Raw genomic sequence first — 17,185 nt, forward strand, 5'->3', positions numbered from 1 at the left:
GGTTATTGGGCTTGCCCCTTAGGTTCCGGCACTCTCATCTTGGGCCTCAATCATGAGTTGGACGCGGGCTTGCCCTTGATAGCGATCGGTCACTAAGCGATAGGCTAATTTGGCTTTGGCTGGCAGGCTTTGGGTACGGTTGAACCAAACGGCCGATAAGGGCTTGTTGGTAGCAGCTGCCCCGAGTGGGCGCAGCATCAAGCGGAGGTGTTTTTCTTTCATGAGGCTTTGCTGGGCAATCTCAAATTCCCCATAAAAGACCGGCTGCGGAAATCCTTGGCCCCAGATCTCTTGAGCCAGTAGATCGCCAATTTCAGGGGTGAATTCTGAGGGCTGTAGAGATCCATCGTGGGGGTGCCGGCGCTCCAGGATTTCATCGGTTAACAAGTTACTTGCCACTTTCTGAAAACAGGCATCGAACTTTTCAAAATCACTCTTGCGAATCGTTAAACCCGCAGCCATCGCATGACCACCAAATTTCAGAATAAGATCGGGTTCACGTTTGGAAACAATATCTAAAGCATCACGTAAATGAAAGCCTGTCAATGATCTGCCGGAGCCACGTAGCTCTTCACCTGTAGCGCCATCGGCGGGAGCAAAAACAATCGCAGGGCGATTAAAGCGTTCTTTTAAGCGCGATGCGACAATCCCGACAACACCTTGATGCCATTCTGGATTCCACAGGCAGATGCTAGTACGCTGCGCCATTGTTCTAGCTAATTGATCTTCTGCAAGATGGGCAAGAGCTGCTTCTTGCATACCAGTTTCAATCACGCGACGCTCACGATTAATGCGATCGAGTTCTTGGGCAAGTGTCATTGCTTCATCGGCGTTATTCGTTAGGAGTAAGCGAATACCCAAAGTCATATCCGCTAAGCGCCCAGCGGCATTGAGGCGCGGGCCGATAGCAAAACCTAAATCAAAGGTATTTGCCTTACGTGGATCTCGACTTGCTGCTTGAAACAAGGCCTGTATTCCAGGTTGGGATATTCCAGTCTGAATACGTTTCAAGCCATTGGAAACCAGTACACGATTATTGCGATCAAGCTGGGCTACATCAGCAACAGTGCCTAGCGCAACGAGATCTAATAAGTTCTCAATCTTAGGTTGAGTCTCATTGGTAAATTTTCCGCGCTTACGTAGTTCTGCGCGTAGTGCTACCAATAGATAGAACATCACACCAACGCCTGCAAGTGCCTTACTGGGGAAGGTGCAGCCTGGTTGATTGGGATTAACAATAGCAGTTGCTTTGGGAAGGCGATCACCAGGTAGATGATGATCGGTAACGATTACTTCCATACCCAGTTCACGAGCACGATCTACGCCAGCTTCACTCGCAATACCGTTATCAACCGTAATGAGATATTTCGGTTTTGGGGTTTGCTGAGCAGCAAGTTCAACTACTTCAGGAGTGAGACCATAGCCCATCGTAAAGCGATTGGGAACTAAAAAGTGAATGGGAGTCTGGGGACCTCCCAGCAATCGCAATCCCCGTAAGCCCACAGCACAAGCAGTAGCACCATCGCAGTCATAGTCTGCAACAATCAACATCGGCTCTTTGCGCTCTAAGATATCTGCTAACAAAGCTGCCGTGCTGATGCAATTCTTGAGCTCAGTTGGCGAGAGTAATTGCTTTAAGTCGAGTGAGAGTTCTTCAGGGGACTGTAGACCTCGTGCAGCATACAGCCTAGCGAGCAATGGATGAAGACCACTTTGTTCAAACCAGGTAGCAGTGCGTTCAGAAAAAGGACGCTGAGAAAAAAGACTCATGAGGAAATGATTTCTTTCCAAGTAAGAGGCTCTGCTTTTTTCCAGAAAGCCCAAGATTTTCTATCAAGGTCTTTAGCTGTGAAGACTCGCTCGCGAGCTTTCCCTTTTGGAAAATCAATGAGCAGGACTTCATCTAATTCTTTATTACTCAGTGCGGTGCTTAATGTCGGCCATACCGATTCAGGGTTATCTAGCCAGGCAAAAGATCCTGCCGTTGGACTATTGAGTATTGTTGAATGAGAGATATTCAAGAACTTGGCCAATCCAGCCAATAAGGGGTGTGAGCCATACAGATGATTCGATTGCAAAATTATCTGCGGTGCTTGTACATCGCTCAATTTACCAATGCCGCTAATCCATAAGGAGTTGATGCTTGGCATGCCACGTTGCTCGCGTTCTTCGTTCACTGGGTGAATATGCCACAGCATCTGAATTTCATTTTGAAGTTTGCGCCAACGCTTTGCCATACCCTCTTGATTAGTATCGCGTGGCATCCACCAGTCAATATTGCGGCCATGTGCTTGATCGATGCTATAGCTCTCTAAGCTTGTAAATGGACCTGCTGGAACGAACCAGTAATACTGCCCATGGAGCAGAATTGAACTTTGAAAATCTTCTTCAATAAAGGGGAGGGCAGCCTTCAGAAGTTCGGTGGATTCAGTTTGTGTCAAATCGATCTGGTTTTGCCCCATCAAAATGAGGTGATCACGCGTAGCATGAAGATGCACTGGTTGTAGGCAGGCGATGACTTCAGACGGGCTTACGACTTGAGATGTTTGTCCTAAAAGTAGAACTGGAGCTAGCGGTACAAGCTTTCCTAGTAAAAAACGTTCATGAGGCAGCCCCTGAACTGGACGATCACCCATTGCCTGCTCTTCCTTGGAGTCAAGGGCATCCTCACCTGGCAATAGGAGGGTAAAGCGCCGTAGAGCGTTCTGAGCGCTTAGGGAGGATGTGGGGTTTGCAGTCATTTCCCTGATTTTATGTGGCATTTAAGTATTCCATCGGTTTGTCTTGGTAATTCACTAAACTGTGGCTATGTTGAGACTTCCTATCGAGTTAGAAATTGGCCTGCGCTACACCCGCTCCAAGCGTCGTAAGACGGTGGGTAAGCGTGATGGCTTCCTGTCTTTCATTTCTGGGATTTCTACCGCTGGTATCGCCCTAGGCGTTGCCTCCCTCATCGTGGTCCTCTCTGTCATGAATGGTTTCCAAAAGGAAGTTCGTGACCGTATGCTATCCGTGCTCTCCCATGTAGAAATTACAGCACCAGAAGGATTGGCGAACTGGGAGCCGCTTGCTCTGAAGGTTGCTACACAACCCCATGTAGTAGGTGTTGCGCCAATGGTTAGCTCTCAAGGTTTGCTTAGCCGTGAAAATATTATGCGCGGCGTCTCTATCCGAGGTATCTTGCCTAGTGAAGAAGGAAAGGTTTCTGATCTGCCAAAACAATTTGTTGCTGGCAGTATTGATGATCTCAAGCCGGGAAGTTTTGGTGTTGTCCTAGGCGCTCAACTTGCAGCCCTTGTTGGCGCGCATGTTGGCGATCGCGTCAATCTTATTGTTCCTGAGAGTGATTTAACACCGGCTGGTGCAATGCCAAGAATGCGTACATTACAAGTCGTTGGCATTGTCGATAGTGGACATTACGAGTACGACAGCTCCTTAGCGATCATGCATTGGAAAGATGCAGCCGCCTTGTTGCGCCTTCGTGATCCCTCTGGCTTGCGTGTGAAGATAGATGATATGCAGCGTGCACCTGAGATAGCCAATCAATTAGCTGCTGTAGTACCCCAAGCAATGTGGGTAACTGATTGGTCACGTTCAAATCGCAATTGGTTTGCTGCAGTTCAAACTGAAAAGAAGATGATGTTCATCATTCTGACTTTGATTATTGCGGTAGCAGCATTTAATCTCGTATCTACTTTAGTAATGACTGTTAATGAGAAGCAGGCTGACATTGCCATTTTGAGAACGATGGGTGCGAGCCCTGGTTTGATTCAAAGAATATTTTTAATTCAAGGGCTGGCAATTGGTATCCTTGGTTCCTTGGCGGGCGTTGGCTTAGGTTTGTTGATTGCGCTCAATATTGATGTCATTGTTCCTGCCATAGAAGCGATCTTCCGAGTGCGCTTCTTGCCACGCGAGATCTACTTTATTAGTGAATTACCTTCGGATGTCAGATTAAGTGATGTAGTCACTGTAGGTTTGATGGCATTTGGCCTATCGGTGTTAGCTACCCTCTATCCAAGTAGACGTGCTGCCAAAGTACAGCCTGCGGAGGCCTTGCGATATGAATGAGACTATGAGTAATCAAGAGAATGTAGTTCTGATGGCTCGGGGTTTAGCGAAGACCTACGGTCAGGGCCCTACAGCGGTAGAAGTGCTTAAGGCGATTGATTTAGACGTCACCCCTTCAGAGAAGGTGGCCATTGTTGGCTCATCTGGTTCTGGCAAAAGTACCTTATTACATCTCTTAGGTGGCCTAGATACCCCAAGCGCAGGCTCAGTCGTTCTTACAGGCTCAAATTTAAATCAGCTATCTATCAAAAAATTAGATCAATTGCGCAATCAAAGCCTGGGCTTTATTTATCAGTTCCATCATCTTTTAGATGAATTTAGTGCGGTTGAGAACGTCGCCTTGCCATTGCGTATTCGTGGCTTGGATAATGATGCTTCCATGGAACGTGCTAGCAAGATGCTTAAAGCGGTTGGTTTAGCTGCACGTGAGCTACATACGCCCGGTGAGCTCTCTGGTGGAGAGCGCCAACGTGTAGCAGTTGCAAGGGCTCTAGTAGGCAATCCTGCATGTGTATTGGCGGACGAACCAACTGGTAACTTAGATACCGAAACTGCTGATGGTGTATTTGATTTGATGTTAGAAATCGCTCGCGATCAGGGTACTGCCTTTGTGATCGTGACGCATGATCCAATTCGTGCCAAACGTTGTGATCGTATTTTGCATTTAGAGCGCGGAGTATTAAAGACTTTTTCTCAATGATCATGGGAACAACGCTTCCCATGTGGATCGATACCCATTGTCATCTAGATGCACCTGAGTTTGAGCGTACCTTGCCCGAAGTCATTCAGACTGCCTTAGATAAAAATGTCCAGGCAATTCTATTACCTGCCGTCAAAGCAGGTGATTGCCAGCATGTTCGTGAACTTGCCAAAGAATATAGTCAATTAATTCCAGGCTTAGTCTATACACTCGGCATTCATCCTTTGTATACCAATCAAGCGCAAGAAGCTGATATTAATATTCTTGAGCAAGAGATTACTTTATCTCTTTCTGACCGCAGATTTGTTGGTATCGGCGAGATAGGACTGGATTATTTTGTGGAAGGCTTAGATCCACATAAGCAAGAATATTTTTTTAATGCGCAGTTAGATTTAGCGCAAAATTTTCAGCTGCCAGTCATTTTGCATGTGCGTCGATCTCAAGATGCCATTCTGAAGTCTCTTAGACGCCGCAAACTTCCAGGGGGAATTGCACATGCATTTAATGGTAGTTTTCAGCAGGCAGAGCAGTTTATTGAATTGGGTTTTAAGTTAGGATTTGGTGGCGCCGCTACTTATGAGCGTGCACTACAAATTCGTAGGCTTTTAACTGAGTTACCACTCGATAGTATCGTCACAGAAACTGATTCTCCTGATATTCCACCGGCATGGTTGAGGGAAGAGGGAATTGCATTTAACGAGCCTGCCTTTGTGACTCGGATTGCTAAGGAATTGGCCACTATTCGTGGTATTACTGATTCTGAATTTGCTGATGCTGTTTGGCGTAATGCTATGCAGGTATTGCCGCGTTGGTCAGCGCTCTATTCTTATAAAGTAATTTCTGACGGATCGATTGGCAAAGTTTGAACGACCACTATTGCGATGCAATAATTTTTCCATTAGATAAAAAGTAGGCACTTAAAGTTGTCTTTCTTTTCTTCATCAGTAAAAGTAAGGGGAACTACTAACAATTCAATAAAAGAGGCTTTAGGTCTCTTCTAGTTGGTTTATATTAATTAGCAAATGATTCTCCTTGGGGGTGTAGATGAATGCTCTGATGCCAAAGTTGCAATTACCTAAAGCGATTACTGGGCCCGCCGCATGGAATGGCCAGGAGTTGCAAAAGGATACGTCCTGGATACTAGAGTGGACTCAAGATGAAATTCGCGAGCTTATAGAGGCGGGGAGTTATTTTTTATCACTGAATAAGCCCTTAGAGCAGATTTCTCCAAAATACTTCCCATTGGCTTCTTTATCCAAAAAGATAAAAGAATTTTCAAATGAATTACTGTTTGGACGCGGTTTTTTGTTGATCAGAGGATTGCCGGTTGATCAGCTAGACCTTAAATTGTCTGCCACCATTTATCTTGGCATTGGCTCTCATATTGGAAGTTTGCGTAGCAGTAATGCAAAGGGGCATTTGTTGGGGCATGTGAAAGATCAAGGGGTTGATATTAAGAATAAAGATGTCCGTTTTTATCAAACCAATAAAAAATTAGACTTTCATACCGACTCTGCAGATTTGGTGGCCTTGCTTTGTCTTCAAAAAGCTAAGTCAGGAGGAGAATCCTATATTGCCAGTTCTATTAGCTTATATAACGAAGTTGCACTGAGGCGCCCAGATCTAGTAGAGGCGTTATTTATGCCCTATCCAACCGATAGAAGAGGTGAGATTCCAGATGGCTATGAGCCCTGGTATAGCATGCCCATTTTTACTTGGTTCGAAGATCAGTTAACTTGCACCTATATACGTCAATATATTGACTCAGCTCAAAATAACTTTCCAGATGCTCCAAGACTAAAGCGTGAGCAGGTTGATGTGATGGACTTAATGGATGAAATATTGGCCGAGAGAAAAGTTGTATTGTCTATGGAGTTTGAGCCTGGCGATATTCAAATATTAAATAACCATCTAATACTTCATTCAAGAAGTGATTTTGAAAATTGGCCTGAGCCTGAACGTCATCGTCATTTACTGAGGTTATGGATTGCTCCCAATAATGCTCGGTCACTTCCTGAGTACTATATTCCGCGTTGGGGGTCAACGACAAAGGGTGATCGCGGTGGAATTATTGTTCCAGGTACTCAACTCAGTGTTGAGCTTAATTCGCTTTAAAAAACTTAAAATCTACTTTGGGTGTGATGATATGTTCAATGATCTGCGTAGGATAATAAATAATGCTGTGAGTCTGAAGTTTGCATCTTGTGGACTCATTTTTGTAGCTTTAAATTCTGTCTCAGTGGGTCTTAGTGCTCAAGGCTACCCGTCTAAACCAATTACTTTAATTGCCCCCTATACTGCGGGCGGAGATAGCGATTTTTCTGGTAGAAACTTGGCATCAGTTGCGACCAAGTTGATGAACCAACCTTTGATTGTTCAAAATATTGTCGGCGCATCAGGAACCATTGGTTCACTGAAGGTTCGGAATAGCCCGCCCGATGGCTATACCTTATTGATCTCCCGAGTTGGCTCTCAGGCTATTGTGCCTGCGCTCGATAGTAAAACTCCTTATAAGTGGAATGATTTTACTTTTATCAGTTTGTTGGATTTAAATCCTATGGTGTGTGTTGTTAAAAGCGATTCACCTTATAAAAATATGAGGGATCTACTCGGGGCCCTTCGATCCGATCCAGGTAAGCTCAACTATGCAACTGCTGGCCCAGGCACTTCTCAGCATTTATCGGTTGAGATCTTACTAAATGCAGCTAACTTACCTTCTTCAGCAGCTGCAATGATTCCTTATAAGAGCGCTGGGGAAAGTAGCGCTGCCTTACTCGGAAATCAAGTCGATTTTGTTTGCAACACGATGACCACCTTGGCTGGCCAAATTAAAGGTGGGAGTATGCGCGGCTTAATGGTATCTACACCAGACAGGTTGAAAGATTTCCCTGATATCCCTTCTAGTCGTGAGTTGGGATTAAATCAATTCGAGCAGGCAACAGGGTGGAGTGGTTTATTTGGTCCGCCGGGTTTGCCTCAAGATGTAGTAGATAAGTGGGTTGAAGTTCTGAAGAAAGTAGCTCAAGATCCCGCATGGGAGAATGCTAATAAAACAGCGGGTGCGATAGCCGCTATTCGGTCTCCAGCTGAAACCGACCAATTTGTGAAGCAACAAGTTCTTCTTTACGAAAGACTCGGCACCAATTTGGGTTTACGTAAATAGCTTTCTGGCTTACAGGCAACCGGTGGGCCGGGAGAAATTGGCTGCGCAGTAATTCTATTGCTGTTTTAGTCATCTCTCTGCGCTGGCAATTCACGCTTAAGCAAGCCTCTTAAGCTCTTGCGCTTAGCGATTACGGCGTTCATCGCCGGGGGATCATTCCTATTCTTTTTGCCAAAGTTACCCCTGTATTGGATGTCAGTATGTTTTCTGCTTGGAATGATTTTTTTATTCCTCGCCTATATTGGAAAACCACAAAGTCATTTTCGTAAATTAGCAATTTTTGCTTTCGTATTCGTGCTGGGCTTTGCTTGGAATGCCCGCTATGCTGAGAATCGATTACACAATATCCTTTCTCCAGAAATGGAAGGTAAAGAATTAACAATAGAAGGGCGAGTAGCTGCGCTTCCTCAAGGAAATTCAGGGGGTGCTAAGTTTGCATTTGAAGTAGATGACGTAACAGGTGCACTTCCTTGGCGAATCTATTTAAGTTGGCAGCCTGCCTGGAGAAGCCCGCAAGCAATCCCTGAGATTGTTCCGGGACAACGCTGGAAGCTAAAAGTAAAACTCAAGCGTCCTTATGGATCTCTCAATCCCTATACCTTTGATTTTGAGCGGTGGTCCTTTCATCAGGACTTTGGGGCAAGTGGCTCAGTGCGATCAGGAGAATTACTCTCAGCTAGAGATATCGGTCTCACAGACTTTGAGCTGCGCATAGAATTAGCGCGCTGGGAGTTACGTAAAAAAATTCAATCTATGTTGCCGGCAGATGCTCGCTATGCAGGCGTGATGATTGCCCTGGTAATGGGTGATCAAAATGCGATTGAACAGGATGACTGGCGGATATTTAATGCTACTGGTATTGGCCATTTGATTTCTATATCAGGGCTACATGTGACGATGTTGGCTGGCGTTGGCGCATCTATCGTAGCCTTTATTTGGCGACGCCGATTTTGGCCTCTATTAATTCCTGTTGGCAAGGTTGCTGCAATCGCTGGATTTCTGACGGCATTTATTTATGCTTGGTTGGCGGGCTTTCAGATACCTGCGCAAAGAACGATGTATATGGTTGGTGTAGTGGCATATGCACTATGGTCTGGCAGAAACCCGAGATCTTTTGATATTTGGTGGTGGGCATTAGCTTTTGTTCTACTGATTGATCCAATGGCACCTTACACCCCGGGCTTTTGGTTGTCGTTTGGTGCGGTTGCTGCCATTCTATTTGCGATGGGAAATTCATCAGGCCTACTCGGCATACCTACTGGCAAAGAATTAGAAGTTCATTGGATTTATCGCATAACTCAAGCCTTACGTGAAGCCTGTCGAGTACAAGCAGTTGTCACGATTGCATTACTCCCATTCACTTTGTATTGGTTCTATCAAGTATCTGTAGTCTCCCCCTTAGCGAATGCCTTTGCAATTCCCTTAGTGAGTTATGTTGTGACACCCTTAGCTATAGCTGGAGCATTGTTACCAGAATTTATTGGTAGGTGGCTTATATTGCTAGCCCATATGGCAATGGAGTGGCTAGCAATTGCGCTTGATTGGATGGCTAGTTGGAATTGGTCGGTAGTATGGGCACCTCAGCCAGAGTGGTGGGTCTTATCTCTATCTGGCATTGGAATTATTTATGCCATACGCCCAGGCAGTTTGATCGATGATTGGAAAATACGTGCTTTAGCTTTAGCTCTATCCATCCCTTTATTCATTCCGCTTCTTAGCCTCTCTATCTCCAATCCTACTGCTTTAGCTGAGGGCGAATTCAGGGCAACCGTTCTGGATATTGGCCAGGGTACGGCAGTCTTACTTGAGACAGCAAATAAGAAATTACTCTATGACACTGGACCCATTCAAGGGAAGAAGGATGATGCGGGGCAGCGCGTGATTCTGCCTTATTTGCGTGGCAGGGGTATTGATCAAATAGATCGCATGGTGATTAGTCACAGTGATAGCGATCATGTGGGCGGCGCTGCTACCTTACTAAAGCAAATTCAGTTTGATTCTATGATGGGTTCATTGCCTAGTAATAATCTTTTGCTCCAAAATCTTCAGGCTAGAAAAGTTCTAAGCATCCCTTGTCGGTTCGGGCAGCGTTGGATTTGGGATCGCGTTGAGTTCACAGTGTGGCACCCAAGCGAAGATACACTTTTTGAGGATCAATATTCTAGGAAGCCAAATGAAATGAGTTGCGTATTGGAGGTTCGTAACCAAAATGCTTCTTTCTGGTTAACTGGTGATGTAGAAAAGCAAGCTGAGGCTGAGATGGTGGAGCGGCTTAATTACTCAAGACTTGCAGAGATGGGCGATAAGCAACTCATTTTCATGGCACCACACCATGGTAGTAAAACCTCTTCATCCCTCGACTTGCTCAAGAGCTTGAAGCCTTATCAGGCTTTTGCACAAAATGGCTACCGTAATCGCTATGGCCATCCACACCCTACTGTGAGTGCGCGATACCAAGATTTAAATATTCCGTTTTATCAAACGCCCATCACGGGCGCTCAAATCTGGACATTTAAAAACCATACTCAGCCTTCGACACAATTTTGGCGGCATGATATAAATCGTCTATGGCATCGGAGTATTAAGGAATAATCCTTAAGCCCCCAGTGAATTTAGTAAAAAGGTGAGGAATATGAATAAGCTATTTGCATTAGCTTCTTTAGTAGTCGTTACGGCAGTCGGTTGCGCTGGTGCTGATGTTCGCCCAATTGTTGATATGAAGGGTGTTAATGAGGCCGCTTATGAGAAGGATTTGCAAGAGTGTCAGGCATACGCCAAAGAGCAGTCTGGCATGGGTGAGACTGCCGCAAAAGGTGCTGGTGCAGGAGCTGTAGTTGGCGGCTTACTTGGGCTTGTTGCGGGCGGCAATAAGACAGGTATCGTTCAAGCAGCTGGTGCTGGTGCAGTACTTGGTGGAGCTGGCGGTGCATTTAGCGGCAATCAAGCTCAAGAGGCTGTTGTTAAGCGCTGTTTAAGTGGCAGAGGTTATCGGGTTCTGAATTAAAACCCTTTAATATAGGGCGGGGCTATAGTCGCTTAATAGTATGATTTCCGGACTTAAGGGGATTTAGATATGTACAGAATTGTTGCTTTACTCATAGTTAGCCTTAGCTTAATAGCATGCAAAAGTAACGATAGAGTTGTTAGTGCTTGGGAAATTAACGATGTCTATCGTTCCACTATCATTAGTTCCAATCCCAGTAATGGCGGAAAGATATATCAAGGCCCTCCGATCAATACGATGGATGCTGCCAATACTTTTGAAATGTTTAGTCTGCGAGCAGAGAAAAGTGCTCAGGGTGTTAAATCATACGAACTCCTTGTTCATCTGACTTACTTTGCTCCATGGCGTTATTACGAATCAGCTAACTTGCTAAATAAACCTGCGAGTACTTTTAAAGTGTTATCGCGAGAAGCTGGTATCTGTGAATCTCAAGGTTGCGTATTTAAAGAATTGATGGCTATTCAGTTGACCGATGCTTTTTTACGGGAACAAATGAATAAGGGATTTCAGGTCACCATTTCTTCAAAAACTGGGGTGAGTAGTGATTTATTTGTGCCAGCTCAGTATCTTCAGGGTTACCTGAAGGCAGTTGATGGGCCAAAGAACTAGTTACTTAAGTGCTTTGTGATTGGTTGCAATGAAAACGATACTTATTGTCAAAGCGCTTTCAATGTCTTGAAGGTTTCTAGATTAGGATCTACTATTTTCGCAAGAGCCTCAGAAAATGGCGGGAAAGTACTTGCAAAATGAGCTGCATCGAATCGCTTCATTGATCACTTTTGAAAGCGACGTTGCTTAATACTATTGATGTCCAAGAGCTCTATTTCATGATGTCTGGGATTATTGTTTTTCCCCCAGGCATCCTCAACAAAATCCCTTCACCCCTCTAGAGCTTAGCCAAAATGGACTAAACAATACGGCTATGGGTGTTGTTTTAATCTGAGGTCTATCATTTGTCGGCTGGATGTGGGTTCTGTGCTCGGCGTTCTGCTTGAGATTCTATTGTGATTCGCATCTCTTCCTCTGTCGCCCTCAATTTGCGACCCAAGTGCTCTATCAAGGTTTGAACTGTTGCACCCTCTCCAAGCAAAGCGATCTGATCTTGTACCCAAGTGTCGGGACAGTCATCGAGAACCTGCTGCTACCAGTCTGTACGAGAACGAACAGCTTACAGCCCCAGAAAAGCAAAAAGGCTTTTAAGCCAATTGACCTAAAAGCCTTCTACTGTTTGGTTGCGGGGGCAGGATTTGAACCTACGACCTTCGGGTTATGAGCCCGACGAGCTGCCAGACTGCTCCACCCCGCGTCTGAGTCTTATATTCTAGCATTTTTTGGGGGTCCCTGTCGAGATTTCCTGCAATTGGTGCATAAAAAAGCGGATTTTAAGTAATTAGCTCAGCATTTCACGAGTTCATATAAGGAGTAACATATTGCCACGCAACATTACTAAAAGGCCTTGAAATGTCCATTAGCAATCCCGAGTTTTCTAGTTCTGACTTATTAAAGCCAGTTGATCTGCATGATGATCACGATAGTCATAAAAAGGGCTTGGGTACGATGATGCTTGCTGCCATTGGCGTGGTCTTTGGCGACATTGGTACCAGCCCACTCTATGCTCTCAAAGAGTGTTTTGATCCAGAACACGGCATTGCTTTTTCTCCAGAGGCGCTCTTTGGTGTGATCGCTATGATGATCTGGTCTTTAATTCTCGTAGTGACTGTGAAGTATGTGATCTTTGTGATGCGTGCAGATAATAAAGGCGAGGGCGGTGTGTTATCGCTGATGGCTTTAGCTCTTAGGACCTTTAAGAGCGACTCGAAGACCTATTACTGCTTGATGATTTTAGGAATGCTGGGATCTTGTATGTTGCTTGGTGAATCTGTGATTACACCTGCGATCTCGGTGCTATCTGCAGTAGAAGGTATTGAGATCGCAATGCCAAGTTTGCATAAGTTCATTTTGCCAATTTCTTTGGCCATTCTCGTTGCACTCTTTTGTATTCAAAAATATGGCACTGCTGCAGTGGGTAAACTTTTCGGCCCAATTACGCTGGTATGGTTTATTGTGCTGGCTATTTTAGGGGTAATCAATATAGGCGCCGCGCCAGAAATTATCGGTGCACTCAACCCCGCATATGCTGCACAATTTGTCATCAATCATCCCACCACCGCCTACATTGTGATGGGCGGTGTTGTATTGGTAGTCACAGGTGTTGAAGCGCTATATCTAGATATGGGTCATTTTGGTAGGAACCCCGTGCGCTATGCTTGGCTCTTGATCGTATTACCAAGCTTGTTAATTAATTATTTGGGTCAGGGAGCATTGTTGTTATCAAATCCCCAGGCCGTATCAAATCCATTTTATTTAATGGTTCCAGAGTGGGCATTATGGCCAGTGGTAGGGTTGGCAACAGCGGCGACCGTGATTGCTTCCCAAGCGGTGATTTCCGGAGCCTACTCTCTTGTAAGCCAAGCAATTTTGCTGGGCTTTATGCCGCGGATGACGATTATGCACACCTCAGATTCTGAGCAAGGACAAATTTATGTTCCAGTAGTGAACTGGGCGCTACTGTTTATGGTGGTGGTTACCATTATCGAATTTAGAGCATCTGTTAACTTGGCAGCCGCGTATGGTATTTCAGTCACATCAACCATGATGATTACGGCTGTACTACTTGCAGTAGTGATGTATCGCGAATGGAAAATGAACATCTTGCTCGTGATAGCTTTAACTACAGTGTTCTTTGCATTAGATTTCGCATTTTGGACAGCCAATTTAATCAAGATTAAAGATGGTGGTTGGTACCCACTATTTTTAGGCTTCTTAATTTTTACTTGCCTCATTACTTGGTACCGTGGCCGTAAACTTTTGCGTGATAAATTGGTTGCAGGCTCAATTCATTTACAGGAATTTATAACTGGTTTATTAGCTCACCCGCCTCACCGCGTAGAGGGAACGGCGATCTTTTTGACTGCACACATTGATTACGTGCCAGTCGCAATGTTGCATAACTTGAAGCACAATCGTGTGATGCATGAGCGTATCTTTTTTGTGAAGCTTAGTACTTGGGATGTGCCTTACGTTAATGATGATGAGCGTCTTAGCATCAAAGATTTGGGAGGCAATATATTTCTAGTAAGAGCAGTTCATGGGTTTAAAGAATCGCCCGACATTAGTAATGTTTTGTCATTATTAAGTGAACAGAAAAATATTGAATTTAATTTAATGGATACCTCTTTCTTTGTTGCGCGCGACACGATTGTCCCCTCTGCCAATCCTGGCATGGCTCTGTGGAGAGAAAAACTCTTTGGTTGGATGATGCAAAATGCTGCGAAGCCCTCAGACTTCTTCAAGATCCCTACTAACCGTTTAGTTGAATTGGGCGCGAAGGTGGAAATTTGAGTAGTCAAACTATTCGTTCAACAATATTCCTCGGAATTTTTGTTGTAGCCTGCTCTTTCAGTAGCTTAGTCTTAGCGACTCCTGCTGAAGAGGCTGAGCTTGCCCAGCTCGATAAGATTGAACAAGAGCTTGAATTGCAGCGCGAGTGGGCGAAGTATCGCTGGGGCAAGGCTCAATCCGACTGCTATCAACAGTATTGGGTGAATTACTGTATTGGTAGCGCTAGAACGCAATACCGAAAAGAGATAGACCCTATCACCGAACAAGAGATTGCACTTCATGAGGTGCAGCGAAAATTACGTAAGAGTTTAAAAGATCAAGAAGATATTAAGCGTGCTGCTGAGCGTGCTTCGCCTATAAAAGCTGCTGAGCGTGCAGATAATCAGCGAGAGTTTGAAGAAAAGCAAAAAGCAGCTGCAGTCAGAGCAGCAGATTTAGAGCAGCGTCGTAAAGATGCCCCTAAGCGTGCACAAGAAAATAAATCTGGCACACAGCTGGATTGATCACTAATTCAACATTATTTAATTTAATTACTAGGTAACTCTTGGCCAAAGTCAAAACGGTTTACATCTGCCAATCTTGCGGCGGCAGCTCTGCAAAGTGGCAGGGGCAGTGCCCATCCTGTCAGGAGTGGAACACATTAGAAGAGGGCGTACCTGAGAGCACAGCAAATTCCCGTTTTCAGGGCTTAGCACAATCTTTACCTAGGCAAAAGTTATCTGCAATTACTGCAGAAGATTTACCAAGATTTAGTACTGGCGTTGAAGAATTTGATCGTGTCTTGGGCGGTGGCTTAGTTCCAGGTGGCGTGGTTCTCTTGGGCGGTGACCCCGGAATTGGTAAATCGACATTACTATTGCAAGCCTTGGCGGAGATGAGTTCTGCTGGCATGAATGTACTCTACAGTAGTGGTGAAGAATCAGCAGCCCAAATTGCCTTACGGGCAAAACGAATTGCACTCAATGCACCACAGCTAGAGGTCTTAGCAGAAATTCAGTTAGAGAAACTGATTTCAATTATGGACACTGTTAAGCCACAAGTATTGGTGGTGGACTCTATTCAAACCTTGTACTCCGATGTGCTGAGCTCTGCTCCCGGATCGGTAGCGCAAGTACGAGAGTGTGCTGCGCAATTAACTAGGGCCGCTAAATCCAGTGGTATCTGTGTATTGATGGTAGGCCATGTTACTAAAGATGGTCACCTTGCCGGACCTAGGGTCTTAGAGCATATTGTGGATACTGTTTTGTATTTTGAAGGTGACACCCATTCTTCATTCCGCTTAGTACGCTCGATTAAGAATCGCTTTGGTGCTGTAAATGAACTAGGTGTGTTCGCGATGACCGAAAAGGGTTTACGTGGCGTTACCAATCCTTCGGCAATTTTCTTATCGCAGCATGAACAAATGGTTCCCGGTGCTTGTGTACTGGTCACCCAAGAAGGCAGCCGTCCTCTATTAGTAGAAATCCAGGCCTTAGTAGATACCGCACATGTTCCTAACCCACGACGTTTGGCTGTTGGTCTAGAGCAAGCACGTTTGGCAATGCTCCTAGCAGTTCTTCACCGTCATGCAGGTATTGCTTGCTTTGATCAAGATGTGTTCTTAAATGCGGTGGGCGGAGTCAAAATCTCTGAGCCTGCGGCTGACTTGGCAGTGCTCTTGGCAATTCAATCATCGATTCGCAATCGTGCGCTACCTAAAGAGCTTATCGTATTTGGTGAGGTTGGTTTGGCGGGTGAAATTCGTCCATGCCCACGTGGCCAAGAGCGCTTAAAAGAGGCGGCAAAGTTAGGCTTTACAGTGGCCATTATTCCGAAAGCGAATATGCCTAAGACAAAGATTCCGGGATTAACAACCATTCCGGTTGAGCGAATTGATCAGGCAATTGCTGCAGCAGCAGAATTAAGCTGATAAATTTCTAACGCAGGTCTTCTGCTTGTATCAGAAGGACCTGTTCTTCGCCAGCAGACACTTCCATCCAGATCACCGGAATTTGAGGAAAAGCCTTTTTAAAGTTCTCATACTCATTGCCAATCTCAATCAGAATGGCGCCACGCTCAGATAAGTAATCAGGTGCATGCGCAATAATTCTTCTAATTAAATCCATGCCATCCTTCCCGCCTGCTAATGCCAGGACTGGCTCAGCATGATATTCAACGGGAAGCATATTCATTGAATGGGCATTTACATATGGCGGGTTGCAAATGATCAGGTCAAATACGTTATCTTCATTAGGCTCTGGCAACGCATCCCATAAATCACCTTCCAATAGCTCCACCTGAGAGCCCAAGCTATGGCGATCGACATTCCGCGCGGCTACAGATAAGGCGGGCATGCTGATATCGCAAGCGCTAACATGAATATCAGGACAAGACAGTGCTAAGAGAATTGCCAGCGAGCCATTACCAGTGCATAAGTCAAGCGCTTTACCGTCTGCAGGTAACCACGGCTCTAGAGAGCCATCAACAATCAGCTCTGCAATCCATGAGCGGGGAACAATACTTTGCTCGCTACAGAAAAAAGGGATACCCATCAGCCAGGCTTCACCCAGGATATAGGCAAGTGGTTTACGGGTAGAAATTCTTTCATCAGCAATCAGGACAGCTTTTTTCTCTTGCTCTGCTGTAATAGGATCCTCTAAATGATCAAGCGCTTCAGTTGGGCTTAAATTGATCTGTTTGCTTACCAGCCAAAGCGCTTCGCTTTGCGCATCAATTGCGCCATGCCCGTAATGTAAGTTTGCTGCTGCCAGTTTTTGTGCAACTTGATTGATGCACTGATTGATTGTTAGCGATTGCAAAGGCTCAGGGTCCATGATGAATCAAATTCAACTGAAAAGAAATTGAT

General features: G+C 45.1%; 14 protein-coding genes and 1 tRNA gene. 11 read left to right on the forward strand and 4 right to left on the reverse strand.

Features of this window, described 5'->3' with window-relative positions:
- Positions 1–18: 18 nt before the first annotated feature.
- Together recJ and ICN31_RS01120 are read right to left on the reverse strand one after the other, a co-directional pair.
- Positions 19–1,770 carry a single-stranded-DNA-specific exonuclease RecJ gene (gene recJ / locus ICN31_RS01115; RefSeq protein ID WP_216257782.1) on the reverse strand — a complete coding sequence of 584 codons (1,752 nt, stop codon included), beginning with the start codon at positions 1,768–1,770 and terminating at the stop codon, positions 19–21.
- Positions 1,767–2,741, reverse strand: a complete 975-nt coding sequence (locus ICN31_RS01120) for a hypothetical protein (protein ID WP_255530858.1) — start codon at positions 2,739–2,741, stop codon at positions 1,767–1,769. Before ICN31_RS01120 ends, recJ begins: the two co-directional genes overlap by 4 nt.
- A 67-nt stretch (positions 2,742–2,808) precedes the next feature.
- Here ICN31_RS01120 and ICN31_RS01125 point away from each other — a divergent pair, with 67 nt between their 5' ends.
- From ICN31_RS01125 to ICN31_RS01160, 8 genes are all read left to right on the forward strand, one after another.
- Positions 2,809–4,071 carry a lipoprotein-releasing ABC transporter permease subunit gene (locus ICN31_RS01125; protein WP_216257786.1) on the forward strand — a complete coding sequence of 421 codons (1,263 nt, stop codon included), beginning with the start codon at positions 2,809–2,811 and terminating at the stop codon, positions 4,069–4,071.
- Complete coding sequence (locus tag ICN31_RS01130; protein ID WP_216257787.1) at positions 4,064–4,771, forward strand: ABC transporter ATP-binding protein; 708 nt, start codon at positions 4,064–4,066, stop codon at positions 4,769–4,771. The genes ICN31_RS01125 and ICN31_RS01130 overlap by 8 nt, the downstream gene beginning before the upstream one ends.
- Positions 4,772–4,791: 20 nt before the next feature.
- The gene (locus ICN31_RS01135) at positions 4,792–5,637 is read left to right on the forward strand and encodes a TatD family hydrolase (RefSeq protein WP_216260660.1); all 846 of its coding nucleotides are present in this window, start codon (positions 4,792–4,794) and stop codon (positions 5,635–5,637) included.
- Positions 5,638–5,815: 178 nt separating this feature from the next.
- A complete protein-coding gene (locus tag ICN31_RS01140; RefSeq protein WP_216257789.1) occupies positions 5,816–6,886 on the forward strand; it encodes a TauD/TfdA family dioxygenase in 1,071 nt (356 codons plus the stop codon).
- Between the two features lie 67 nt (positions 6,887–6,953).
- Complete coding sequence (locus ICN31_RS01145; protein WP_216257791.1) at positions 6,954–7,934, forward strand: tripartite tricarboxylate transporter substrate binding protein; 981 nt, start codon at positions 6,954–6,956, stop codon at positions 7,932–7,934.
- 168 nt (positions 7,935–8,102) lie between these two features.
- Positions 8,103–10,526, forward strand: a complete 2,424-nt coding sequence (locus ICN31_RS01150; protein WP_255530860.1) for a DNA internalization-related competence protein ComEC/Rec2 — start codon at positions 8,103–8,105, stop codon at positions 10,524–10,526.
- 40 nt (positions 10,527–10,566) lie between these two features.
- On the forward strand, positions 10,567–10,938 hold the full coding sequence (locus ICN31_RS01155; protein ID WP_216257795.1) for a glycine zipper family protein: 372 nt from the start codon (positions 10,567–10,569) through the stop codon (positions 10,936–10,938).
- A gap of 69 nt (positions 10,939–11,007) precedes the next feature.
- A complete protein-coding gene (locus ICN31_RS01160; RefSeq protein WP_216257797.1) occupies positions 11,008–11,547 on the forward strand; it encodes a hypothetical protein in 540 nt (179 codons plus the stop codon).
- Between the two features lie 620 nt (positions 11,548–12,167).
- On the opposite strand, the gene ICN31_RS01165 is transcribed toward ICN31_RS01160, so the two are convergent.
- Positions 12,168–12,244: transfer RNA gene (locus ICN31_RS01165), tRNA-Met, on the reverse strand.
- Between the two features lie 155 nt (positions 12,245–12,399).
- On the opposite strand from ICN31_RS01165, the gene ICN31_RS01170 reads away from it, so the two are divergent.
- From ICN31_RS01170 to radA, 3 genes are read left to right on the forward strand one after another with little or no spacing between them, the layout of a single operon-like run.
- Positions 12,400–14,340 carry a potassium transporter Kup gene (locus tag ICN31_RS01170; RefSeq protein WP_216257798.1) on the forward strand — a complete coding sequence of 647 codons (1,941 nt, stop codon included), beginning with the start codon at positions 12,400–12,402 and terminating at the stop codon, positions 14,338–14,340.
- The gene (locus ICN31_RS01175) at positions 14,337–14,843 is read left to right on the forward strand and encodes a hypothetical protein (protein ID WP_216257800.1); all 507 of its coding nucleotides are present in this window, start codon (positions 14,337–14,339) and stop codon (positions 14,841–14,843) included. The genes ICN31_RS01170 and ICN31_RS01175 overlap by 4 nt, the downstream gene beginning before the upstream one ends.
- Positions 14,844–14,884: 41 nt before the next feature.
- Entirely contained in the window at positions 14,885–16,249 is a 1,365-nt protein-coding gene (gene radA / locus ICN31_RS01180) for a DNA repair protein RadA (protein WP_216257802.1), read from the forward strand.
- A gap of 7 nt (positions 16,250–16,256) precedes the next feature.
- Here radA and prmB read toward each other — a convergent pair whose 3' ends face one another.
- Positions 16,257–17,153 (reverse strand): 50S ribosomal protein L3 N(5)-glutamine methyltransferase, encoded by an 897-nt coding sequence (gene prmB / locus ICN31_RS01185; protein WP_216257804.1) that lies wholly within the window; start codon positions 17,151–17,153, stop codon positions 16,257–16,259.
- Positions 17,154–17,185: the final 32 nt, after the last annotated feature.

This window comes from Polynucleobacter sp. UB-Piko-W3 (genome assembly GCF_018881635.1).
Lineage (GTDB): Bacteria > Pseudomonadota > Gammaproteobacteria > Burkholderiales > Burkholderiaceae > Polynucleobacter.